General features: G+C 42.2%; 10 protein-coding genes. 2 read left to right on the plus strand and 8 right to left on the minus strand.

From position 1 onward, the window contains the following. Positions 1–56 precede the first annotated feature (56 nt). The 8 genes from H6G92_RS17335 to H6G92_RS17370 form a co-directional block, all read right to left on the minus strand. Entirely contained in the window at positions 57–3,059 is a 3,003-nt protein-coding gene (locus tag H6G92_RS17335; protein WP_190894881.1) for a peptidase domain-containing ABC transporter, read from the minus strand. 824 nt (positions 3,060–3,883) lie between these two features. Beyond that, positions 3,884–6,616 (minus strand): FG-GAP-like repeat-containing protein, encoded by a 2,733-nt coding sequence (locus tag H6G92_RS17340; RefSeq protein WP_190894882.1) that lies wholly within the window; start codon positions 6,614–6,616, stop codon positions 3,884–3,886. A 381-nt stretch (positions 6,617–6,997) separates the two neighbouring features. After that, the gene (locus tag H6G92_RS17345) at positions 6,998–10,105 is read right to left on the minus strand and encodes an esterase-like activity of phytase family protein (protein ID WP_199344856.1); all 3,108 of its coding nucleotides are present in this window, start codon (positions 10,103–10,105) and stop codon (positions 6,998–7,000) included. A gap of 748 nt (positions 10,106–10,853) precedes the next feature. Next, on the minus strand, positions 10,854–16,277 hold the full coding sequence (locus tag H6G92_RS17350) for a phytase (RefSeq protein WP_190894883.1): 5,424 nt from the start codon (positions 16,275–16,277) through the stop codon (positions 10,854–10,856). Between the two features lie 689 nt (positions 16,278–16,966). Continuing rightward, positions 16,967–17,743 (minus strand): COP23 domain-containing protein, encoded by a 777-nt coding sequence (locus H6G92_RS17355; RefSeq protein WP_190894884.1) that lies wholly within the window; start codon positions 17,741–17,743, stop codon positions 16,967–16,969. A 301-nt stretch (positions 17,744–18,044) separates the two neighbouring features. Then, a complete protein-coding gene (gene psb34, locus H6G92_RS17360) occupies positions 18,045–18,215 on the minus strand; it encodes a photosystem II assembly protein Psb34 (protein WP_190894885.1) in 171 nt (56 codons plus the stop codon). Between the two features lie 555 nt (positions 18,216–18,770). Then, on the minus strand, positions 18,771–19,817 hold the full coding sequence (locus H6G92_RS17365) for a DUF1611 domain-containing protein (RefSeq protein WP_190894886.1): 1,047 nt from the start codon (positions 19,815–19,817) through the stop codon (positions 18,771–18,773). Next, positions 19,801–20,853 (minus strand): dipeptide epimerase, encoded by a 1,053-nt coding sequence (locus H6G92_RS17370; RefSeq protein WP_190894887.1) that lies wholly within the window; start codon positions 20,851–20,853, stop codon positions 19,801–19,803. The genes H6G92_RS17365 and H6G92_RS17370 overlap by 17 nt, the downstream gene beginning before the upstream one ends. 127 nt (positions 20,854–20,980) lie before the next feature. On the opposite strand from H6G92_RS17370, the gene H6G92_RS17375 reads away from it, so the two are divergent. Then, positions 20,981–21,532, plus strand: coding sequence for an NUDIX hydrolase (locus tag H6G92_RS17375; RefSeq protein WP_190894888.1), 552 nt, complete (start codon positions 20,981–20,983; stop codon positions 21,530–21,532). A 20-nt stretch (positions 21,533–21,552) separates the two neighbouring features. Beyond that, positions 21,553–22,962 (plus strand): toll/interleukin-1 receptor domain-containing protein, encoded by a 1,410-nt coding sequence (locus tag H6G92_RS17380; RefSeq protein ID WP_190894889.1) that lies wholly within the window; start codon positions 21,553–21,555, stop codon positions 22,960–22,962. Positions 22,963–22,995: the final 33 nt, after the last annotated feature.

Here is a 22,995-nt window from a genome sequence, read left to right on the forward strand (position 1 = left end):
TCTAGGGTGGGCAATGTTTACCAATGCTAAAAACTTTTGCTCCCAGCAATGACTAATTACAAGTTCACATCTTGTTGCTGATACAGGTAATAATAATGACCTTTAGTAGACATTAATTCTTGATGGCTACCTTGTTCTATAACCCTGCTATTATCCATGACAACGATCATATCTGCATTACTTACGGTGTTCAGCCGATGGGTAATAAAAAATACTGTATCACCCTTGAATGCTTTGGCTAAATTGAGACATATTTGCCGCTCTGTGGGATAGTCTAATGCGCTGGTTGCTTCATCTAAAACTAATAATTTTGGTCGTTGTAAAACAGAGCGAGCGATCGCAATTCTTTGCCGTTGTCCACCTGAAAGTGCAGAACCCCGTTCTCCCACACGCGTGTTGTAACCGTTGGGCAAATTCATAATAAATTCGTGGGCGCACGCAACTTGAGCCGCTTCGATAATTTCTTCGGTTGTCGCATCGGGATTCGTTAGGGCAATATTTTCCTGAACGCTGCCGTCAAACAACAGCGTTTCTTGGGGAACTACGCCAATTTGTCGTCGTAGAGAATAAAGTTCTACTTTGGCAATATCATAACCATCAATCAAAATTCTGCCGGACTCAGTTTCGTAAAGCCTGAGCAGTAACTTCATCATCGTACTTTTACCAGACCCGCTTTGTCCGACAATACCGATAAATTTCCCTGGTGCAAATTCGAGGTTGACATTAGAAAGTTGTAAAGGGCCACTTGTACCAAAGCGGAAGGAAACATTTTCATATTTCACTGCTCCCTTAATCGCAGGTAAGGGTATGTTGTAGCGGTCTGTTTCTCCTTCTTGTGGGGTATCGACAATATCGCTTAAACGCTCCAGAGACAAGGCTGTTTCTTGGAAGCTTTGCCAAAGTTGAGCTAAACGCAATATTGGGCTGGTGACATAACCCGATATAATTCTAAAGGCAATTAATTCGCCTAAAGTTAATTCTCCTTGGAGTACTAGATAAGCTCCTACCCACAAAACTAATAAGCTGCTGAGTTTGTTGAGAAAGCTGCTGGTAGAATTGGCGAGGGTGGAAGTCACAACTGTTTTAAAACCAGCAGCGACAAACCGAGCATAACGCTCTTGCCAGGAAAAGCGCGATCGCAATTCGATATTTTGCGCTTTTACTGTTTGAATTCCTGACATCACCTCCACTAAATAAGATTGAGTTTCGGCGTTGCGTTCGGCTTTGGCACGTAACTGTCTGCTAATGGTGGGAGAAGCAATTAAGGTGATCACGATAAACACTGGAATTGTGCTTAAGCCTACTAAGGTGAGTTGCCAACTGTAAATCAGCATCACACCGATATACACCACCGAGAATAGAGCATCCAACCCCACTGTTAAAGCAGTACCTGTGAGGAATTGACGGATATTTTCTAGTTCGTTGATGCGAGTGGAAAGTTCACCCACCGGTCGGCGTTCAAAGTAACGCAGTGGTAAACGTAGTAAATGGTCAATAATTTGCGACCCTAAACCCATATCGATCCGGTTGGTGGTATCGACAAATAAGTAGGTTCTTAAGGTAGTTAGTACTGCTTCAAATAGCCCAACGACTAATAGCAGAATCCCTAAAATATGTAGTGTGCCAATACTATTTTGAGTGATAACTTTATCAATAATTAACTGAACTACCAGAGGATTTGCCAACGCTGCCAGCTGCACGAAAAAGGAAGCGATAAAGACTTCTATCAGAACTCGACGGTGGCGTGACAAATAGGGTATAAACCACCGTAAACTAAAGCGTTCTTGGGGTGTTTCTTTGGTAGCAGTTAGCAGTAATACCCTAACTTTGGGCGGAAAGTCGGTTGGATCAACATCTAATTGTTCAACTAATTGAGCGGGTTTGCAGCGCACAATTCCTTGGGATGGCACACCTACAATCACGGTATTTGCATCCGCTTCATATAAAACGGCAAAATTATCACCATAGCGAATCAATGCCGGTGTAGGAATGCGCGCCACTGAGGCGATTGGTAGTTCTATCAACTGTGCTTTAAGTCCGATTAACTCTGCCAGGTAAGCAGTAACTTGAAACGATATAACCCCCTGACGTTTGACTTGCTCAGTTAAGATACGGCGAACTACTTCTCGACGGAACGGCATTTCTAGGTGCTTCGCAACCATTTGGAAGCAGGCGAAGGCTGTATTTAATTCTCCCTTACCACTAAAAAATGGGTATTTGTGTTTTGACGAACTCTTTGAGGTCTGGGGGGCTATCTGTGGAACTATTTCGTCTGATGCGTAGGGAATATCTAATTCCTCTGCGCTATCTGATTTGGTGTCACTTACTGCAAGTTCTATCTGATGACTATCTTCCAATATCAAATCTGACGGATGTATACCAAGCAACCGTGCGGGGTTTTGACCTATAACCTGGATTTTGTCTCTATCGTCGTCTGATTCTAAGCGATCGCCAGGTGATAAATTCGTGACTGTACCACCGCCACTCACAAACCAGACGCTTTTGTTATCGAGTTGGTTGAATGGAGTTTTTCCTGGAGGTAAGTATTGTACTTTTGCCTGTGGTAAGGCTTTTTCTGTCAGTTCTCTGAGATTTAAAGTAGCGATCGCTTGCTTTTGCCAATAGGAGCCGAGAATATCGAAAACTTCCACCAAATAACTGCGGTTCTTGCGAGCATCGGCAAAAGCTGGGTATGAAGCCAGAAAGCTAAAATATGCGGTTGCACTCAAGGTTAAACATACTACTTCGGTGGAGGCGATCGCTGTCTCACAGGCGACTTCACGCAACAAACCAATTTCGCCGATAATTTCCCCAGGTTGCAGTAATTTTAGGGTAATTGGCATTTGCGTCTGGGGGTCATATCCCAACAGGCGCACTTGTCCCTCATAAATGATCGTGATGCGTTCCGGGAGACTTTCTTTACCGATGATTTTCTGACCTATGCGATAGCGCCAGGCTTGCAGCTGTTCTGATAGATTAGCGATCGCTCCATCTGGTAAGTGATCAAACCCTTCTAGGGTAGTGAGAAATTCGAGAAAAGTGTTCTTAATATAAGTCATATAAAACAAGTCGTAGGTAAAAGTCAGGAATAAAGTCGAAAATATTAGGGAATAACTCTTTTATTAACAGTGGTAGTGTTTGGTTTTATGCCAGTAGTGCCAAGACTTCTATGGCATTTAGTGTAGCTAAATATGTAAAAACACAGAGTGGAAGTTCGTCTAAATTGCAGACCTGCATTCAGATCACAGGGTTGCAAATGTTATACGTTGTTCAAAACAAAGATAATGTAAATAGATCGAGGATAAGTTATCACTTAGTTAACGTTACATAATTTATACAAATTTAAAAGTAATATTTAGTATTGCAAGTATGTAAGATTGATACTCATCATCAAACCAAGACACAGAAACGCGGTTGTTAAATTTAGCGTTGCATATTTTAATTTGTGATAATCAACATGAAAATATCACAGATGCTTTCCTAAGTAAATACCCTAATGAAGAATTATGTAATAAAAAAAACTTTAAATTTCTGAATTATTTTTTACAAATTCTTGAATATAGGGATTGACAGTATCACTGATGGCGAAAGACAGTGAGCTTTCCTCGCTAAACAGCGCTATGCTCGATTTATGAAAGAATTCTCCATCAATTTTTTGCTAGCTTAATTTAAGAAAAATTAACTGGAAAAGTGAAGGTGAAGATTTTTTGTCACCTTACAAGAATCAACTATTAAATTTATGAAGGAAAGATAATAACTGCCTTCAGTAAATTTACTAGTTTAATTAATATCGAGTCTATTTAATTGCTCCGCATAAAATAGCCTCATCCCGGTTGCGGGATGAGGCTATTATGTTTTACTAAGTAATTACTCGTATTGGATATTATGCAAGATTGACACTTAAATTTACCTGCACAATCACATCGTTGTAATCTTTATCACCACCATTTGCTAAATCTTCAAAACCAAAGGTGTTATTTCCCAACAGTCGAATGTGATCTACCTTATCTGAGTTAGCGCCCAAGAATGAGAAGTAAACATTCTTACTGGTATTCCCATTAAGAATTGCATCGGGTTTACCATCCACAATAATAAATGGTGCAAACAGAGAATTCGGCCCAAAAGTGCCAGTGTAATTTGCCGTACCTTGGTTGTCCACCGCCAAGTCAACACCTCCAACACGCCCACGCATAGCAGCTTGAGCGTAACCAGCCTGCCCAACGAGAATATCTGCTTTGCCATCACCGTTGGTGTCAATACCACCATTCTCATCAGCCACCTGATAGAAGCCGACAAAGTTGTTGTAAGATGCTTCTCTGTTGACTGTAAACTCAGCTGTTACTAACTGTGTCACACTCCGTAAATCAATCAGTTCGCCTTGATATTTGCCTTGCAGACCAGTACCTAAAGATACCTCTTGCTCTGTTGCCTGAATATCCACAACCAAATTCTGGAAGTTGAGAGAAAACCCTTCACCCTCTATGTTGCTATTTGTAGCTGAGGAAAAAACGACACTTGAGAAAGAAGTTTTTCCAGACAGTACAGCCTGAGTAGTACTGTTAGATATCATATAGAATCTGAGCTTCGTACCAGACTCGAATTCTAAGATATTTTTCAAGTCATCGTTCTTAAAACCCTTAGGCAGTTTAGCAATAGAGGATAAAATCACCTTGGAACGCTCCAGAGCCACTCGCGTATAACCCTCTGCACCAGGCGCTATGCCGTTAATTCTACCTTCATCATCGTCAACAGCAAATACACACAGTTCATTCACCTCTTTAGCGCTGTTGTTTTTTATCTTAATTGAGAGCTTTCCTTTACGACCCTTAACTTTACTGTTGACGATAAAGATATTCTGAGTAATATTGACTAGCTGGAAAATCGTTGTTATCTGGGTATTTGTATTAGACCCAAAGCCATCAATATTAACATCCAATTCCTTGTCCAAATAAAGCCCACCAAGGTCAGTAGTGCGAACGCGAATTTTATAACTAGATTTAGTCGCGTCAGATTTAATTTTTAAGCTATCTCCCTCGATAATGAATGCACCATTATCAGTATCGCCAGTACCCGCTACCAAACTATAAGTGTGTTCATCGTCTTGGTCTGGATCAATGGTGTTGAAGTTACCGATGATTTTTTTATCATCATCGTCATTATCATCTCCATCACCACTACCATTATCGTCATCATCATCATCATCGTCGTCATCTCCATCACCACTACCATTATCGTCATCATCATCGTCGTCATCGTCATCGTCATCGCTGATAGCGGTAAATATTAAGTTCGTGGGAATTTCGTTAACGTTGTTGACATTGATAACTAACTCTTTCTCAAAGATGAATCCAGCAATGTCAGTGCTAGATACTCGAATGTTGTAAGTTGATTTGCTTTCAAAATCAGGGGAATTAATTATTTGTAGGCTATCATCAACAATGGTGAAGAAAGTATTATCAGTATCGCCAGTACCCGCTATTAAACTATAGGTGTACACCTCGTTGGTGTCTAAGCTAGTAGTGAGAGTGGCAACAGAAGTTGCCGCAGCCACATTCTCATTTACACTGGTAACATTCAACATCAAGTCTCTATTTAGAAGCACAGAGACATTGTTAGAGCTGGAGTTAGCTACCACCAAATCGAGTTTGCTGTCACCGTTAATGTCTGCCACAGCAACGGACTCAGGATTTGAACCGACTGTGAAGTTGGTGGCAGTGCCAAAGCTGCCATTGCCATTGTTCAGCAGCACAGAGACATTGTTAGAACCAGAATTAGCTACCACCAAGTCCAGTTTGCTGTCACCGTTAATATCTGCCACCGCAACAGAACGAGGACTTGTCCCGATTGCGAAGGTGGTGGCAGCGTTAAAGCCGCCACTGCCATTGTTCAGTAGCACAGAGACATTGTTGGAACTATAATTCGCTACTACTAAGTCTAGGTTGCCGTCACCGTCAAAGTCTTCCACAGCAAGGGAACGGGGACTTGTCCCAACTGTGAAATTGGTGGGAGCATTAAAGCCACCACTGCCATCGTTCAGCAACACCGAGACATTGTTGTCATCAGAGTTCGTTACCACCAAGTCTAGCTTGCCGTCACCGTCAAGGTCTCCCACAGCAACGGAACGGGGACTTGTCCCAACTGTGAAATTGGTGGCAGCGTTAAAGCTGCCACTGCCATTGTTCAGCAGCACAGAGACATTGTTGTCCGCAAAGTTCGTTACTACCAAGTCTAGGTTGTCGTCACCGTCAAAGTCTCCCACAGCAACGAAACTAGGACTTGTCCCGACCGTGAAGTTGGTGGGAGCGCCAAAGCCGCCACTGCCATTGTTCAGCAGCACCGAGATATTGTTGTCAGCAAAGTTCGTTACTACAAAGTCTAGTTTGGTGTCACCGTCAAAGTCGGCTACAGCAACCAAGCTAGGACTTCCACCAGTTGTGTAGTCAGTGGCAGTGCCAAAGCTGCCATTACCATCGTTCAGTAGCACCGAGACATTATTGTCATCGGAGTTAGCTACCACCAAGTCCTTTTTACTGTCACCATCAATATCTGCCACCGTAACGGAAGTGGGATTTGTTCCAGCTAGGAAGTTAATGGCATTTGTAAATGATGCGGTCATAATTGTTTTGAAGTATGATATTTGGTTGCCTCACACCTGTTTGTATTGAAATAGCAAGATAGTTAATAAAGGTAATATTCTTTGCTACCAAGGTGAGGAATGTACTATACAGCTTATTGTCTAATTTTTAGGAAAACCTCAGCGAATACACGTACAAAATTCCAATTTAGTGCTTATGCAAAGGCTTTATTAGCGATCGCATTTACATATACATGGCTTACGTCAGTGTCACAAAAAAGATGTAAATTTAAGTTTGTAGTAGGTACTAAAGTGGCTGAACCGTATTGTATTCTTTCCGCAAATTAAAAAACCCCATCCTGTAAGCAAGATGAGGTTGCAAAACTTTACTAAATTAGCTGTATGAAATTGAAAAATTAAAACCTAAGCCACGACACTAGCAGAAAAAACGAAATCATTTGTTGTAAGGCTTGTTGAGGTAATTCCAAGTAATGAAGCCAACTCTGTATTTCCGGTTTTCACCAAAGTGTCACTACCTTGTTGCAGTAGCGTTAGATCACTAAATTGAGTGACGCTGATACCACCAATGCCAATCACGTCAATCCCGATCGCAAAATCAGTCACAATGTTCTTGCTAGTTGGCAGGCTAGCGTTAGCAATCCAAAACTGATCAGCACCAGCACCACCACTCAGGCTATTACTACCCTGTTGGCCAGCAAACAGAATGTCATCACCATCACCACCAGATAGAGAGTCATCGACATTAGAGAAGAGTTTGTCATCTCCAGAACCAGCGTAAAGACGGTTATTACTGCCGTTACTGGTGAGGGTGTCTTTACCTGAGCCACCGAAGGATAATTGACGAGAACCTTCAATTACTGTCAGGGTATCAGCACCGGCTGCCCCAAATAGATTATTACTACCAGTGGCTTCAATTACGACAACAAGATCATCACCATTACCGCCATTGGCACTGGTATTTTGAGTCGGGCCATTTTGACCAATAAATATCTGATCGTCACCGTCTCCTGTGGACACTGAAGAGTCATTACCCACAAGCACCGTGTCATCCCCGTTCCCGGTTTGGATGGTGTTACCTTGAGTAGCCTCGACAAAATCTGCTCCATCACCTGTAAATAAGGTTTGATTTGGCTGGGCTGTAATATCATCGCTGGTTGTGGAGCCAAACTTAATTTCTTCAGCTTTTGGCTGACCTAAACCAGGAGCAAGGTTGAGGGGATTCTCCAGCTTTAAGAGAATAATTTCATTGTTGTCTATGACTGGATTCTGAGGATCATCTCCAGGACGACCTGTTGAAAAGGGATAGTTGTTGTCATTAGCTACCAAAATGGTGTTTTTATCAACAACTAAAACATTTTCAATTGTTACAAATGGGAAGTCAAAGGTGGTTTTACCATCTCCGTTGAGGTCGTTGGGGTCTTGAATATTCAACAAGTCTGCAACTTCTTCTTTGACTACATAGCCATTAGAATCTGTTTTAGACAAGTCTATTTTGAAAATTTTCTTGAATTGAGCAGAAGTTCCTTGACCGCCATCCCGCTCAACGACTAAATACTCATTGTCATTAATGACTGCTAGATCACCGATCGCATACGCGGGATTTTCCAACTTGTAGTAAAGTTTATTACCAGTGTACTCGCGGCTGGCAATATCAAATTCGTTAATCCGCAAAGCACCGGAAGCATCACCTTGAACCGTACCCTCTAGCAGCATATAGAGCTTGGTTTTGCTGGCGTTGATTGCTCCACCCTCAAAACCTTTAGAGCCACCCAAGTTAGCAAAAGCATCTCCTGAAAGAACATCGGGGTTTTGTGGCGATCGCACTAAGTTATTCTGAGGATCACTCAAGAAATCTCGAACTTTATCCCCTGTATCTGGGAAGTCGGTGAAGAGTGCATCTACCCCTAATTGAAAGAACTGCTGAAATTCTAGTTCTGGATTCCCTTGGTAATCTGCTGCTAAATACAGGTCTTCATCGCGGAAGGTGTAAGGATGAACCTGTAAACCTGCATTGTGAGCATCTTGAATTAAGGTAGTGGGAGGTAACAGTGTCTTGTCAGCATCATTTACTGTTCCATCGCCATTGACATCATCTGCCAAACCATCGTTATTAGCATCAGTGCCTTTGACACTGACAATTAACCGCTTCCAAGGGCCAATGCCATCAGCATAGGTAGCGATTTCAGCCAAACCTTCTGGAGTTCGTAAATCACCATACGTCCGAAGGTCGTCACTGACTTCAAAATCATAAGGCTGAGTCTCTATGATCTCACCGTTTAGCTCAATGCCTGCTGCATCTAGAAGCTGGATCAGAGGAATATCTACGCCTGCCTCTGGCATAATGCGATCGTGGAGATCCTTGAGATTACCAACTTCAAAGGATTGGATGAAGATCCGACTGGGATCGGTGAAATTCTCAGCCTTGAGTGTATCGATGAGGATTTCACTGATGTTTCTGTTAATTTTCTCGGTAGTGCCTACGTAAGTAGCTTCTTCGGCAGAATAGGTGGGATGCTTAGTTTCAGGATAGATGCCAATCTTTTTACCCGTCTGGGCTTCAACTTCTTTAACCAAGTCGATGATTTCGGCGAGGGTGGGAATTTCAAATTGACCATTGAAGGATTGGTCGCGGAAAGGTACACGCTGTATCGCTTTTAAAGTCTTGATTTCTTCTAAAGTGAAGTCTTCAGCGAACCAACCAGTGATTTCAGTTCCATCTAGACTGACTGTTTTCTTGCGATCGGCAAACTGTGGATATTTGGTAATATCGTAAACGTCTGTAGTTGTATTGCTTAAATTAAGAGTGCCATCAGCATTCAAAATTGCCAAAGCAGGCTCATGACGAGCAATTAATACCCCATCTTTTGTAACTACTAAATCAGGCTCAATAAAATCAGCGCCATCGGCAATTGCTTGTTTGTAAGCTTCTAGAGTATGTTCTGGAAGCTTTCCACTTGCACCTCTATGACCAAGAATTTTAGGTGCTCCTCCATCTAGAGTTTTGAAGAAGTCAGGTGTAGCAATGGGAGCTTCTAACAGTTTACCAGTGGCATCAAAATGCAGTAGGTAAGGGCCAAACTCTTCTCCAACCCAAATTGTCCCGTCTTTATCAAAGACGAATGATTCTACATCAAAATCTGCACCAGTTAGTAATCTTTCAGAACTTCCTTCATTAACTATTTGGAAAGGAATCTTGTTATTGGGATCAGATAGTTGAATGTAGTCTAAAATTTTAACAGTGCCATCTCCATTTTCTGTTCCCTTAAAATTTGGGTCTAGACGATGGATGCGTAACAGAAAGTCTTCACTATTATCTTTGCTGCCATAACCATTATCTGACAGAAAGTACAAAGAGTCATTATTAGCAAACTGTACACCACTGAAGCCCTGTATTGGCTGTCCTGGGAAAGGCCCCGTTCTGCCATTCCCTGAAATTTCCTCACCAGAAACTGGCCCATCACTATAGGTATCAGCAGGTAAAGAGGCAAAGCCTACTAATTCAATTGCCATAATTAGAATGTTGGTTGGGTATTTGGATTTAACTGCTTCGCAAACTAATCAAGTTCTCTCATTGCATCACTTGTGGAAAAAACAAATCATGTTCTCACGCTAAAAACCGGAATTACGGGTAAATTTCAGAATTACAATACTACAGTTACAGAAAGTCCGTTAAGTCCGATTTTGTGATTAACAGCGAGAATACATTTATAAAAAATGCATTTTCTCAGAGTTATCGAAAGCTTAAAAAATGAGAATTTGATGCCAACTACTAATCTGTGTTAGTGAGTAATGAGTGTAGAAGGATTAGATACAGAATTGAAATCTGTTGATAGTAATATGAGAGAACTTAGCTCGCACTAAAGATGGTTCCATGAAAAGATTAAGAAAACAATAAGTTAACTGGAAGAAATGATTAAAATACACTCAACAAAAAAATAATATTTATGGAAATATAATAGATTGATGCCGGAAAGCTAATCTATTCTATTGGGACGATGAATGAAATCCAATAATTAAAGTTCGGAATATCTATTTTGGTCATTAAACTATTTATTGATGTTTTTAAATAGGTAAAGCTTGATTATTTTTGGCTTGAATTGGCTAGCGATCGCGTCAATTTTACTGTTACTTGTAATGGCTTATAAATTCATTAAAATCTTTGCAAAACGTGAAATATTTAGATTCCCGACTTCTTAAATAAGTCGGGAATCTTGTTGTTCAAGAATGATTTAGGATTGAGATAACGCTAGGCAACAAACTAAGCCACAACGCTAGCAGAGAAAACGAAGTCATTTGCAGTTAGGCTAGTTGAGGTAATTCCTAGCAATAAAACTAACTCTGTATTTCCTGTTTTCACTAAAGTGTCATTACCCTGTTGCGACAGCGTTAGCCCACAAAATTGAGTTACGCCAACACCGCCAAGCCCAATTTTGTCAATCCCGACTGTAAAATCAGTCACGATGTTATTACTAATTGGCAGACTACCATTAGCAATCCAGAATTGGTCAGCACCAGCACCACCACTGAGGCGATTACTACCTCCTTGACCAGCAAATATCACATCATCACCATCGCCACCAAATAGCGAATCATTGATATTGGAGAAAAGTTTGTCATCTCCAGAACTACCGTAGAGACGATTATTGCTACCCCCACTACTAAGGGTATCATTGCCTGAACCACCGAATAATGATTGGCGAGAACCTTCAATTACTGTGAGAGTATCATCACCAGCCCCACCAAACAAATTATTACTACCACTGGCTTCTATCATGACAATCAAATCATCACCATTGCCACCATCAGCATTGGTATTTTTAGCGGGGCCATTTTGGCCAATAAATATCTGATCGTTACCCTCTCCCCCGAATACTGAAGAGTTACTCCCTGCAAGTAGAGTGTCATCACCTTTTCCAGCGTCGATTGTGTTACCTTCAATACCTTCTACAAAGTCTGCGCCGTCACCTGCACTAAAGAATTGTCCTGGCTCAAGATTGACAGTATCACTGTTGCTAGAACCAAAACCGTTCGGGAAAGGAGGCTCTACAACTGTTAGGTTATTGGGTAATTCCAGAATGCCGAGTTTTTCAGCAGGTGTATTACCCGTAACGTTGAAGTCGTTGTCGTTAAGCAAAGCTAGAGTGTTGGGTGCTACCAGCGCCAAACCTTCTAATTTTTCTACTCCGGTGTAACCCAACTGAGCAGCATTAGCGATTAGGCTTTTGGTGACAGGGGTGATATTGGCAGTAGCTAACTCGGCAGAAGTAAGTTGTTCAATGGTTTTATCCGCTGGCAAGGTAAAGTTAGCAGGGTTGTTGATGTTGGTCGCCCCGGCTAAATCAATTTGGTAAATTAGTTTATTGCCAGCAGATGTAGCATTGTCATCTCGCTCAATTACGGCAAATTTGCCGTTACCCAAGGAGACTGCATCGCCAATTTTATCAGTTGCAGGGAGACCTTCCAGGAGATATAAATACTCTGCTGTCACCTGCTTGGTGACAATATCAAACTCTAGAATTCTCAGGTTGAGAGAACTTCTGGAAGTCGCATCATTGGCGACATCTGGATTATCAATTGGACTCTGGATAAAGGCATATAATTTATTACCTTCCAGGGCGACAGCTTCAAATCCTCGGTTATTGCGGCGTTGAGCGTAAACATTTGGCAATACCTCAGTGCCAAATATTCCAGGGGGTTGATCTGGGTTGGGTGCAGTGGCAGTTCCTTGAGGAATAAAGCGGTCAATTAATTTACCATTAACATCAAAGTGATAAATTGCCGGGCGGTATTCATCTACCATCCAGTAATCTCCATTTTTCGCAATTACAATCCCTTCTAAGTCAGCACCCAAAGGATCGTTAGCTAGGATATTGTTGTCTAAGTCAACGGCAATTTCATCTGTGTAGGCTAAACCGTTTCCTACAGCTTGCAAATTAGGCAATCCAGTTAATGGCGTTGTCCCATCTTGGCGGAATAGTCCCGTTCTCTTGGTAATATTGATTTCACCTGTGCTGCGGTTGAGTTCAAAGCTGACTATTTCTGGCTGGAAGTCGGGTAATAAAAATGGTCTGTTTACACCATCAGGTTCTCCATTGGGGCCTCGGTCTGTGTGGGTGACAAACTTCAGATTCCCATTTGCTGCAAACCCTTGGAAATACAAACCAGAGAAACCACCTAACAAAATATCTTGATTTTCAGAGGTTGTTCCTAACTTGGGTAAGTTGTCAAATTCATAGATAGTCAGTTTGGGTTGAGCAACAGGATTGCGTGGATCGTAACTGGTGGTGTCAATAGTTAGAGAATTGGGGAAAGCATTGGCAATATTTTCCCAAGGCACCAGCTTGAAGTTAGAACTGATATTTTCTTCTTCACCTTCATCGCTGACTATTGTGGCAGGTTCATTGGAACCATCTTGAGTCACAAATAAACCAAATGGAAAGTTAGGCCCCAGTGGCACGTTAATTACTTCTGCGCCGTCTGACTCTTGTACGCTGTCAATTGGCCCATTGTTTCCAACAGCAAAGTTACCTACATATTCGTTGTTACCTTCACGAGTGTAGGCAACAAAGGTGTTGTCGCCTTGGCTGGATGCTAATAAGTAGCCTGTGCCATTTTTGCCGTAATAAATGGTCAGTCCTTCTACGTCATCGGTAAGGTTAGTACCACCTAAATCTCTGACTTGATCAATTAGCTTACCAGTTGTGCCACCGTTTGGTTCTGCTTGGAACTTCCAGATACCGACATTTTCCTGGCCGATGTAGAGGAAACCAGTTTCCTGGTCTACTACCATACCCTCTGTTTGAGGATCGCGTCCTTCAATTGTTGGTACGGTAAATTCTCGGACTCGCTCAATACCAATTTTCCCATTACCTTTGTCAATCAGTTTAAACTGAGCGACATCTCCGGTTTCGCGGCGACTGGCAAAGACATAATAATCATTGGTGATTGGACTACGGTACAATGCCAGCCCGTAAGCACTCCGAGAAGATGAAGAATAAGGTTCTGCAAAAGGTAGTCCTTGGAAGAGAGTACTAAGACTGCTGTCGGTAATGTCTTCCAGGTAGTTACCGTCAGTGCCAGGATTGGGGTTAATTTTGAAGATTGCTAGTTTATCATTGCCGCGATCGCTAGCTACGGCAATATCAATAGATTGATCGCCTAATTTAAAACCGTATTGCAGGTCAATGTTGTTGTAGCGAATACCACCGGGATTAATTGTCTCTAACAAATTACCAGACAAGTCATAAATCCGCAGTCCGCCATTTTTCACTGAGGTTAATACTAGGCTATCAGCAGAGTTTGTAGCATTAATATAGATGGCAGGATCATCAGCATCGGCCCGTTGATCGACTGGGAGTGTTTCATCATCCAACAAATCGGGACGAGTTTCTACTTTGGGTGCAGCAGTTGGAACTAAGTCTGCATTCAGCGTGAGGATTTGGGTAAATTGGCTCTGGTTGAAGTTGTTGTCACTTACCAGCACAATCGACTGGCTACCATCTGCTAATTTGGGGCCAAAGGTGATGCCTTCGATGTTATCTGTACCGTTAGGCAAATCCAGATCATTTAAATTTAATAGCAGACGTTTTTGAGCAGGTTGGATAGTGGCTATTTGCTCAGTACTCAGATTATTCAGAGAATCGTAGAAGCTAATATCTGTTGATCCTTGCAGGGAAACTTCGTAGATTTTGATAGTGTTGCCTACACCTTGGGCAAAGGAACGCTCTAACGCCAGCAAGGTTCCTCGGTTATCGATCGCAAGTAAATCTACTAAACCATTGTCAGCAAAGCCTGTGCTAGGGTTGGGCACATCCCCGATCGCATCGGTAATGTAAAGATATTCTTTTTCTGGTTGTCCACTAAGCAGATTGTATTGCAGAATTCGGGAACGGCTGCCGCTACTGAGTGAAGCCCTTAATCCATCTTGAGAAAGTGCGTTTTCGGTAGCGGTGAATAGGGTTTTTTGGTCGGGAGTGATGGTGAGGCTTTCAAATCCCAAATTATTGTAAACACCTGATGTCTGCGTGTCACCTGCATCTACAATACCGTTGCCGTTGGTATCTTCAACTACTGGTAGGAATTTGCTGGGGACAAATAGCGATCCTATTTCTTGACCCGTTGTCAGGGAAAATTCCTTAATAAAGGGATCGCTAACTCTACCTGCACCAGGATTAACTTCACCCTCTGAAGAGATGAAAACAGTACCATTGTTAGTTAAAGCAATGCCTTCTGGGTCAATGCTAAATGTTGCAAATAAGTTGCCATTGCTATCTTTCAGAGGTGTGACATTGGTAAAAGTCACCCCAGTATCAGTAGTGAAAGTATAGAAGCGGGCGGGGCCAAATTGCGAGCGATCGTCTGAGATAGCGTAGTAGCGGTTATTCGCAGCATCATAAGTGACACCAGATAGTCCGCCCACCGGAGTCTGTACCCCATTCACAGTTCCCGCAACGCCAGCAGGAATAAAGCCAGTAACAAAGGTAGTTTGTTCCAGAAATCCTGCACGAGGAATGGTTTTACCTGGTTCATTTGGCCCAGTTTGCACATCTGTAAATACTAAGCGATGGTCAGAACTGGGGAAGGGAAAAGTACCTACCAAGGGAAATGTCGGGTCAGTATTCAGAGGCCAAAATACTCCTGATTTGGCAATTGTCAGGTTAGCGGACGGTAGCACATAATCAGTCCGCAGGTTTCCGGGAGCTGTATCAGCAAAGTCTGCGGTGTCAAAGCTAGGATTACCCTTTTGGCTAGCGTTTGCACCACCCTGCAAATCTGCTTGTTGGGAGCCACCAAGACTAGTAGGGATGACATTAGTATTAATATTGGGATTTTGCAACAGTTGGCGAATAGCATTGTCAAAACTATCACCATCTAACGGGTCAGCATTTTGATCGCCCGCAATTACAAAGCTTGACCCAGCAGCAATCCCGCCTGTTTTACCTTCATCATCATATATGTAATTACTTTTACCAGGAGTAATATAATCTGCCCAAAAGCGGATCTCGTCGTGGTTGCGCTTACCATTGCGGTCTTCCGGCCCATCAAAGGTTGGGGGTGTGGGGTGGCTGGCGAGGACATGAATTGTCTCTCCGTTCACCTGGATAGGTACATCCCAATGACTTTTAGAAGAAAGGCGTAAAACTGCCAGTTCCTCCTGAGAATACCAATCATTTAGCTGTGGTGTTGTAGGATCATCGGGAAGCAAAGCATTGGGCATATCCTTCCAGAGGAAGTTTTGGAAGGTGCGGATGTTGGCGGTGTCGATGGGATATTTGGACAGCAATAACATCCCATATTGACCAGGAAAATCACCGAATCCAAAGGCATCATCGCCATATCCTGGTGTACCTGGGGTTGTAACTACTGTACTGTTGTTATTCAAGTCAAAATCAGAGGCGATACCCGTGTTGGAGGGAGCGATGTAGAAGTAGGGGTAGTCAACGGGAGCCGAACCGTTTTGGCTGATGGCTAAATAATTTTGCTGAAATAGTTGAACTGCCTCCTGAGAGTAGTCAAACTCATTGATTAGCAGCACATCGGGGTTGTTAAGCTGGATTATTTCTGCAATAGCTTTTGCTTGAGCATTATCGGGAGTTGACAAATCGGTAACTAATTCACCTTGAGCGCTGCGGTTGAGGGAAGCATTGAATTGGGAAAAGCGGATTGTATTATTAGTTACCATAAGTTAGTGCTTGGGTAGATTCAAATTTTGCGGAGATTAGTGGTTGTCTGCGGAAACCACAGAACCATTTAGCCCATCTGTTAGTAGTACGCCTTTGTACTAGGCGCACGTAGACGCTTCCGAAGGATGCGTGGAAAATTTGGAGTATAAAGCTTTAAAAGTAGGGGTACGGTGAACGTAATATCAACATGAACAAGAAAAAATACGTCTTCTAAACCACTGTTCCTAGAGGTTGTCAGAAGACAGCTACATAACTTTTTAGTATTAGTTCTTAATTGGGCACCCTCAAAGTATCCCAGCTAGATTAAGAAACAGCTAGCAAAAGGTTAAAACAACAAATGTAATTCTTAACTCATCCCCCGGCTGTAAAAACTTTGCTTTGCTCATTTTTTACAGCTAGGGGATTTTGAAGTCATTAGTGATTTTTCGTGGCTTTTTCATAGTAATGACTATTGACCAAGACGGCGAATTCACCCCATACATTGAAAGAATGGGGTGAATCCGCCGTCTTTCTGTAATTTACCAGACTTGATATTAGTCCACGGAGGTGGACTTTGCTTGTCTAGCAGCGACTTCTAGTCGCCCAATACTTTTAAAACTCTTAGTCCAACAAAAATTAGGGTAGGCTGTTTGCCCACCCTACAATTCTTCTTAACTGAACTGTTTTGTATCAACTACTGAACCATCAATTAGCGGAACTTACCAGGATTTAGACGAGCACCGTTAGGTTGAGACTGACGACGAATAGCTACTCCACTCCGCAAATTATTTCCAGTACCACCATCTTTGCGATCGAGGAAAGGTTTCAGATTAATCCCACCTCTAGACGAGCTAACCCGATTATTACCACTGCCTAGAAGTGTGCGTCCTAAATTATATACTTCGTTGACTCCATTACTGCGATTGCCATAAGTGTTAACGGCTATAGTCTGCTGTCCGCTGTCAGCAGTAGTCAAGTTTTGAAAAATGCTATTGCGGATAAGAATGGCATCTTTCCCACGCGGTACTGTCAACACAATTCTACAGGTTGGGTTAACTTCAGTTGTGACGCAGACAATATTTTCGTTATTTTCTACAGATGTCTGGAGTTCTTGTAAGCCATCTGGGCGATAAAGTTCTAAACGACTGGCAATTGCTGCACAACGCCTTTGTGCATCCCAACCACCGCCCAAAGCCGCAGGTGCCGCCCAAGGAAAGAATTGACCTGGTTGACTTTGTGGCTGATACATAACAGTGTACTGACCATTGTAAGTCTGACAGGTAAACCGAGTTGTACCGTCAGCTGAGGGTGAAGGTGGTATACCTGTTGATGTGTCTATTGGGACTGACGATCCACCTGATGGTACTGTTGGTACGACAACGCCATCGCCAGTAGAGTCATATTGAGCCATTGCTGCCGAATTGCCCAGACACAAAGATAAGCCAAGGCTGCCCAAAGATATCAATCGAAGCAGTTGTGATGACATAAATCATCCTCCAGTAGAAATAGGTAGGGAATTGATAGTTTAAGTGACGAATAATTCTGTTTTTTGATTCATCAAAAACGTTATTTTTTTCCTCTCCTGCTTTTTTCTCTTCGAGTAGCTTTTTCACCCGTATTTGAATTTCTACATGATGCCCCACTCCTTCATAGGCCTGAGGGTTTTAGCTACTACGGGTAATGAGGTTTTCTAAATGGTAAAACACAAAAAACCCCGGCGAAACTAACCGAGGTAAGAGAGAAGTATGAATGACAATGAGATACAGCGATACTGAAATCGGAAAATCTTAGCTAACGCTAAAACCAACCAAAACTAAAGTCGTGACAATTAAAGTCGCAAAAAGACTTTGTAAAACATATTTACGTTGTTCCCAAATTGCCGGGTACTCGGCGTAGTAAACCTTGGGTTCGGCTGCGTAGTTATTGAGGATGCCGTCTTCATTTACAGTTGTGTACATAGTTTTTTCTTTTTTTATTTACTTATGTAACTAAATTTAACAAAATTGTTACAAAACGTCAAGAGGGCTTGACAAAAAAAGGTTGATGATTTTGATAGAAATTACTTATCAGGCAATACGCTTGGGTTAAGGCTTAACTCTTTGTCAAACAAAGTCAATTTTTTAACGAACCGCATACTCCTACGGGGAAGCAAGCTAGCAAGAGCGTCTCGTTAGAGAAAGACGCATAGACACCTTCGCGGAGCGTCTCGTAGAGAAGTGGCTTCCCGTTCGCGTAGCGTCTCCGAAGGAGAAGGGTAGGACGCAAAGGAAGAGAAAAAAGGGAAGAAAGAAATACTTAACTGAACTGTATTGACTTAGGGAACTCCAAAAAATAAATTATCCTAATTTCTGGACTCAACACGACTGTTCCTCCCCCCCTGCTCCCTGCTCCTCTGTCAAAAAAGCGATGGGATATTTTTTTAGTTGGAAGTCCCTTATCAGGGCATAGGGAATTTAGGCGAAGCTGCCCCAGCCGCCGAAAGCGCCATATCTCTTGACTTACTGCTTATACGTTTAATTCTTCATCACCGCATCCAATAACACATTGGCATCAAAGCGGACTACATCTGTGCAAGGTAGCCCGGTTTCTGCTATTGTTTGAGCGATGCTTTCCTCAGCCGCAGACTGATCTAGATGGGCTGTGTTAAGCGCTATACCCACTACAGGAACACTTCCAAAAGCACCACCAGCACTAGCGACAGTTTCATAAAGTCGAATCACCTCTGGTAAAGGTGGAATTGGTACATGGGGATTATTGCGGTTATGAGTTTGTCCAGCGCGATGGACTAAAACCAGTTGGGTTGGTTGCGAACCACGGATTAAGGGTAGGGTTGCTGTTGAACCAGGATGTAACAGTGAACCTTGTCCTTCAATGTGCAGAATATCGTAGTTTTTGCCATAGCGCATGACTATCTGTTCTACAGCACCAGCGGCAAAGTCTACCCGCACGGCATCTAAAGCCACGCCATCCCCTTCTAACATCACCCCAGTTTGGCCTGTGGCAAGAAATTTAGAACGCCAGCCCCGCAGTTTTGATGCCCAATGTAACTCTAGGCTAGTTGACATTTTACCGATCGCCATGTCGGTTCCCACTGTCAATACCCGCCGACAGGGAAGGGTGCGTGCCATTCCACTAGCAACACTTATATTAGATGGCTCTTTGCGTACATCCCAAATTAGTTGCCCTGGTTTGAGCAGTGCATTTAAATCTGGTATGTTCGCCATTGGTGTATGTAAACCATTTACCAGCGACATTCCAGCTTCTAGAGCATCTTTGATTTCTACCCAGTAATCATCTGGTACAGCACCACCACCTGGAGCAATGCCAATTACCAAAACTTCCGGCTTGTACTCTAGGGCTGCGGCTACAGATGCCACAATCGGCACATCACGCTTGATACCTGTTAATTCTAGTAGGGATTTGCCAGCACATTCGCGATCAATTACGGCTACAATTGGGGCCTCACTATAACGTAGAATAGATAACCCCGTTTTGCCCTGTGTTCCAGTAGTTCCTTCATGTAGCAAGATAGCTACTCGTTGATTAAGTGGTAGACGCACTGTGTTGTACCCCCAATCCTGGTAAATCGTTTGGCAAAACTCTCCCTTCTTTTAGCAATGCACCCATAAAGGGATCATCGATTAAGTTGAGGTGACTGTCTAAATCTAGATAATCAGCTAATGGCGCTAGCTGTAATGCTGCTGTATTAGCTAGCGAACTGTCAGAATAGCAACCAAACATTACTTGCAACCCATAGGCTCGCGCTGTATGTACCATTCGCATTGCCTCGGTTAGTCCCCCTGATTTCATCAGTTTGATATTAATACCATCCACGTAGTTTGCCAAATCGGGAATATCGGAGCTTGTGAAACAACTTTCATCGACAAAGATGGGCAGAGGAGAGTGTTCTTTGAGTTTTGCTAAACTTTTTTCCTGCCCTCGTGGCAATGGCTGTTCTACATACTTTATACCTAATTCAGCCAGCCAATTGCACATTGCGATCGCATCTTCTAAACTCCAGCCACCGTTAGCATCAACAAATAATTCTGGTTCAGATGCTTCTTCTCGCACTGCTAATAGCATTTTTTTATCTGCTTCTATGCCATCAGGACTACCTAGCTTTACCTTGAAAAGGCGGACATCGGTAAATTGTAACCAGTCTCGCGCTCTCGCTCTGGCACCTTCAGGTGAATTAATCCCAATTGTGACAGAAGTCGGGACTATTTGATTGCGATCGAGTCCCCAAATTTGCCACAAGGGTAATCCTACGCGCTTACCCAACCAGTCGTGCATTGCTATATCCAAGGCTGCTCTTGCAGCAGAAGGAACCTGCTTTTGTGTTAAAACTTGCTCAATTTGCTGCCTTTGCAAGGGGCCGAATGCTTGCAACAGTGGCACAACTTGTTCTAAAGCATTTTTGATCGTATCAGTTGATTGCCGATGATTACCCACACCAAATGGTGATGCTTCCCCCCAGCCTTCGATCCCATCATGTGAAATTCTCACCCAGACATTAGTTGTCTGTGCCGTTGTACCTCGACTAATAGTCAACGGAAACCTTTTGTTTACTGTAAATAAATTTATATTTATTTGCATACTGGTTATACATATTATGTTATGCAAAAGCCAGTGTAAGTTCAAAGTTTAGATTATCAGATGCATCTGTTATACTTTTTTACATTCATTGCTTGATGACTAAAAGTTTTATACATTATTTTTATTTATGAACAACTTAAAAAAATGGAAGATTTTAAAATCAAAAATGGTTTTAGCTCATCCTTGGTGTCAGGTGAGGCAGGATGAAATAGAATTACCCAACGGCAAGATTATAGATGATTATTTTGTCAGTATTAAACCAGATGTGGCGATGATTTTACCTATCACTAGTAATAGAGAAATAATTTTTGTCCGGCAATATAGACATGCCGTAGGTGAATTTTTCTTGGAACTGCCAGCAGGGAATTTCGATCCCGCAAAAGAGAGTGCAGAAGTAGCAGCGATTAGAGAACTGACTGAAGAGACTGGTTATATTCCTCAAGAATTGAGAAAAATAGGAACTTTATACGATAAGCCAAGTAAGGATACCAATAAAATACATTTATTTTTAGCAGAGAATGTGAACAAACTTGGAGAGCAACAACTAGATATCACAGAAGAGATTGAAGTTGTATCAATTCCCGTGGAATCAGTTTTAGATAAAATTATTCAAGGAAAAATTTCTGTTGCAGGTACTATAGCGGCACTTTTCTTAGGTTTGAAGTTTATCAATTATTAATAATCTAAGGGTTAATTATTATGTTTATTTTTACAGTAACTGCTGATACTTTCCTGAAAGTTCGTCCAAGTGAGTTAGCGGAACTAGCTGAAGATGAAAAACTTCTAATTCAAGTCAAAAGTGTCCTTGAAGTCATTTCTTATGCTGAGGAGGAAGAATATTACAGAATTACCTTGAAAAACTCTATCAATGGGAAAGATACATGGTTTATCCGTAAGAAGTATATTAAGATATGTGTTTTGCAGGATTTATCTGAATACACTCCAAGATCCGCAACATCTGATGTACCACCAGACTCGGTAATATACCAACCTAGACCTCAAAGCTCGGCATCCCAGGCTCAAGGCTCTACAAGCTTTTGGAAGAAGCTGTTACCTGCTAAAATCAACTCAGTAATTACTCGTAAAGCCTTTGAATTTTTGGCTGACGGTTTGGTTAGTTACAGTGGATTAGGGGTAGAAGCAAACAGTAATGTTCCAGTAAATGAGTCGAGTTGGGATAGTAGCGATATCGAGGTTGAAAAAGAAGTTATTAAGCAGTTAAAAGCGCAACTGCAAGAAACCCCAACTATTCAAGAATGCTCTTCACAACCTGCTGATATAGCGAAAGATTTGGTAGATTGCAGTGTGTTTAGTCCTGCTTCTGTAACTCCAGACGATATGTTTCTTGTCCAAGTCTTTGTTCATCTTCCTGAACAAGTTGAATTTGCCAAACAGTATGCTCAACAATTTGATCCTGAAGCTAAACAATTAGGAGTGAGAAGTTTAGGAGTACCTATTAAACGAGGAAGTGAACTCACGTTTAACTTGTCAATTCCAAAACTAGAAGTGGACGATCCGATTCAACGGTTGAGTTGGAATGGTAAAGCAGATTCTATTCAATTTGGTGTAACGGTTCCTGGTGATATCACTCAGAAAACAGTCATTGGAACTGTGACTGTCAGCCAAAATACAATTCCTCTTGGACATCTAAAATTCAAACTATCAATTATTCCTTCTGCATCTTCTACATCCAAACACCCCCAATTAGTGGGAGAAGTAGCTCGATATTATAGAAAAGCATTCGTCTCTTACTCTTCTAAAGATCGGATAGAAGTTCTTAAAAGGGTGCAAGGACTGGCTGTAAGTGGTATTACAGTTTTTCAAGATATCCTAAATTTAGAACCTGGCGATCGCTGGGAGCAAGAACTTTATCGCAACATTGATGAGTGTGATCTCTTTCTACTATTTTGGTCTACTGCTGCGAAAGAATCGCCGTGGGTGCTTAAAGAAGTGTTGTATGCCCTTGAACGGCAAGGATCTGATGGATTGCGTTCCCCCGAAATTATTCCTGTAATCATTGAAGGCCCACCGCTTGTTCCTCCACCCCCTGAATTGCAGGATCTTCATTTTAATGACAAACTTCTTTACTTAATGGCGACATCTAAATAGCAGATGGCGCTCCAATTGGAGTATTACGCCAGC

This window comes from Nostoc foliaceum FACHB-393 (genome assembly GCF_014698505.1).
Taxonomy (GTDB): domain Bacteria; phylum Cyanobacteriota; class Cyanobacteriia; order Cyanobacteriales; family Nostocaceae; genus Nostoc; species Nostoc foliaceum_A.

What these genes read in the sequence shown, in the direction of transcription:
- H6G92_RS17335 (WP_190894881.1), bottom strand. Translation starts at nt 3,059, where the DNA reads ATGACTTATATTAAGAACACTTTTCTCGAATTTCTCACTACCCTAGAA.
- H6G92_RS17340 (WP_190894882.1), bottom strand. Translation starts at nt 6,616, where the DNA reads ATGACCGCATCATTTACAAATGCCATTAACTTCCTAGCTGGAACAAAT.
- H6G92_RS17345 (WP_199344856.1), bottom strand. Translation starts at nt 10,105, where the DNA reads ATGGCAATTGAATTAGTAGGCTTTGCCTCTTTACCTGCTGATACCTAT.
- H6G92_RS17350 (WP_190894883.1), bottom strand. Translation starts at nt 16,277, where the DNA reads ATGGTAACTAATAATACAATCCGCTTTTCCCAATTCAATGCTTCCCTC.
- H6G92_RS17355 (WP_190894884.1), bottom strand. Translation starts at nt 17,743, where the DNA reads ATGTCATCACAACTGCTTCGATTGATATCTTTGGGCAGCCTTGGCTTA.
- psb34 (WP_190894885.1), bottom strand. Translation starts at nt 18,215, where the DNA reads ATGTACACAACTGTAAATGAAGACGGCATCCTCAATAACTACGCAGCC.
- H6G92_RS17370 (WP_190894887.1), bottom strand. Translation starts at nt 20,853, where the DNA reads ATGCAAATAAATATAAATTTATTTACAGTAAACAAAAGGTTTCCGTTG.
- H6G92_RS17375 (WP_190894888.1), top strand. Translation starts at nt 20,981, where the DNA reads ATGAACAACTTAAAAAAATGGAAGATTTTAAAATCAAAAATGGTTTTA.
- H6G92_RS17380 (WP_190894889.1), top strand. Translation starts at nt 21,553, where the DNA reads ATGTTTATTTTTACAGTAACTGCTGATACTTTCCTGAAAGTTCGTCCA.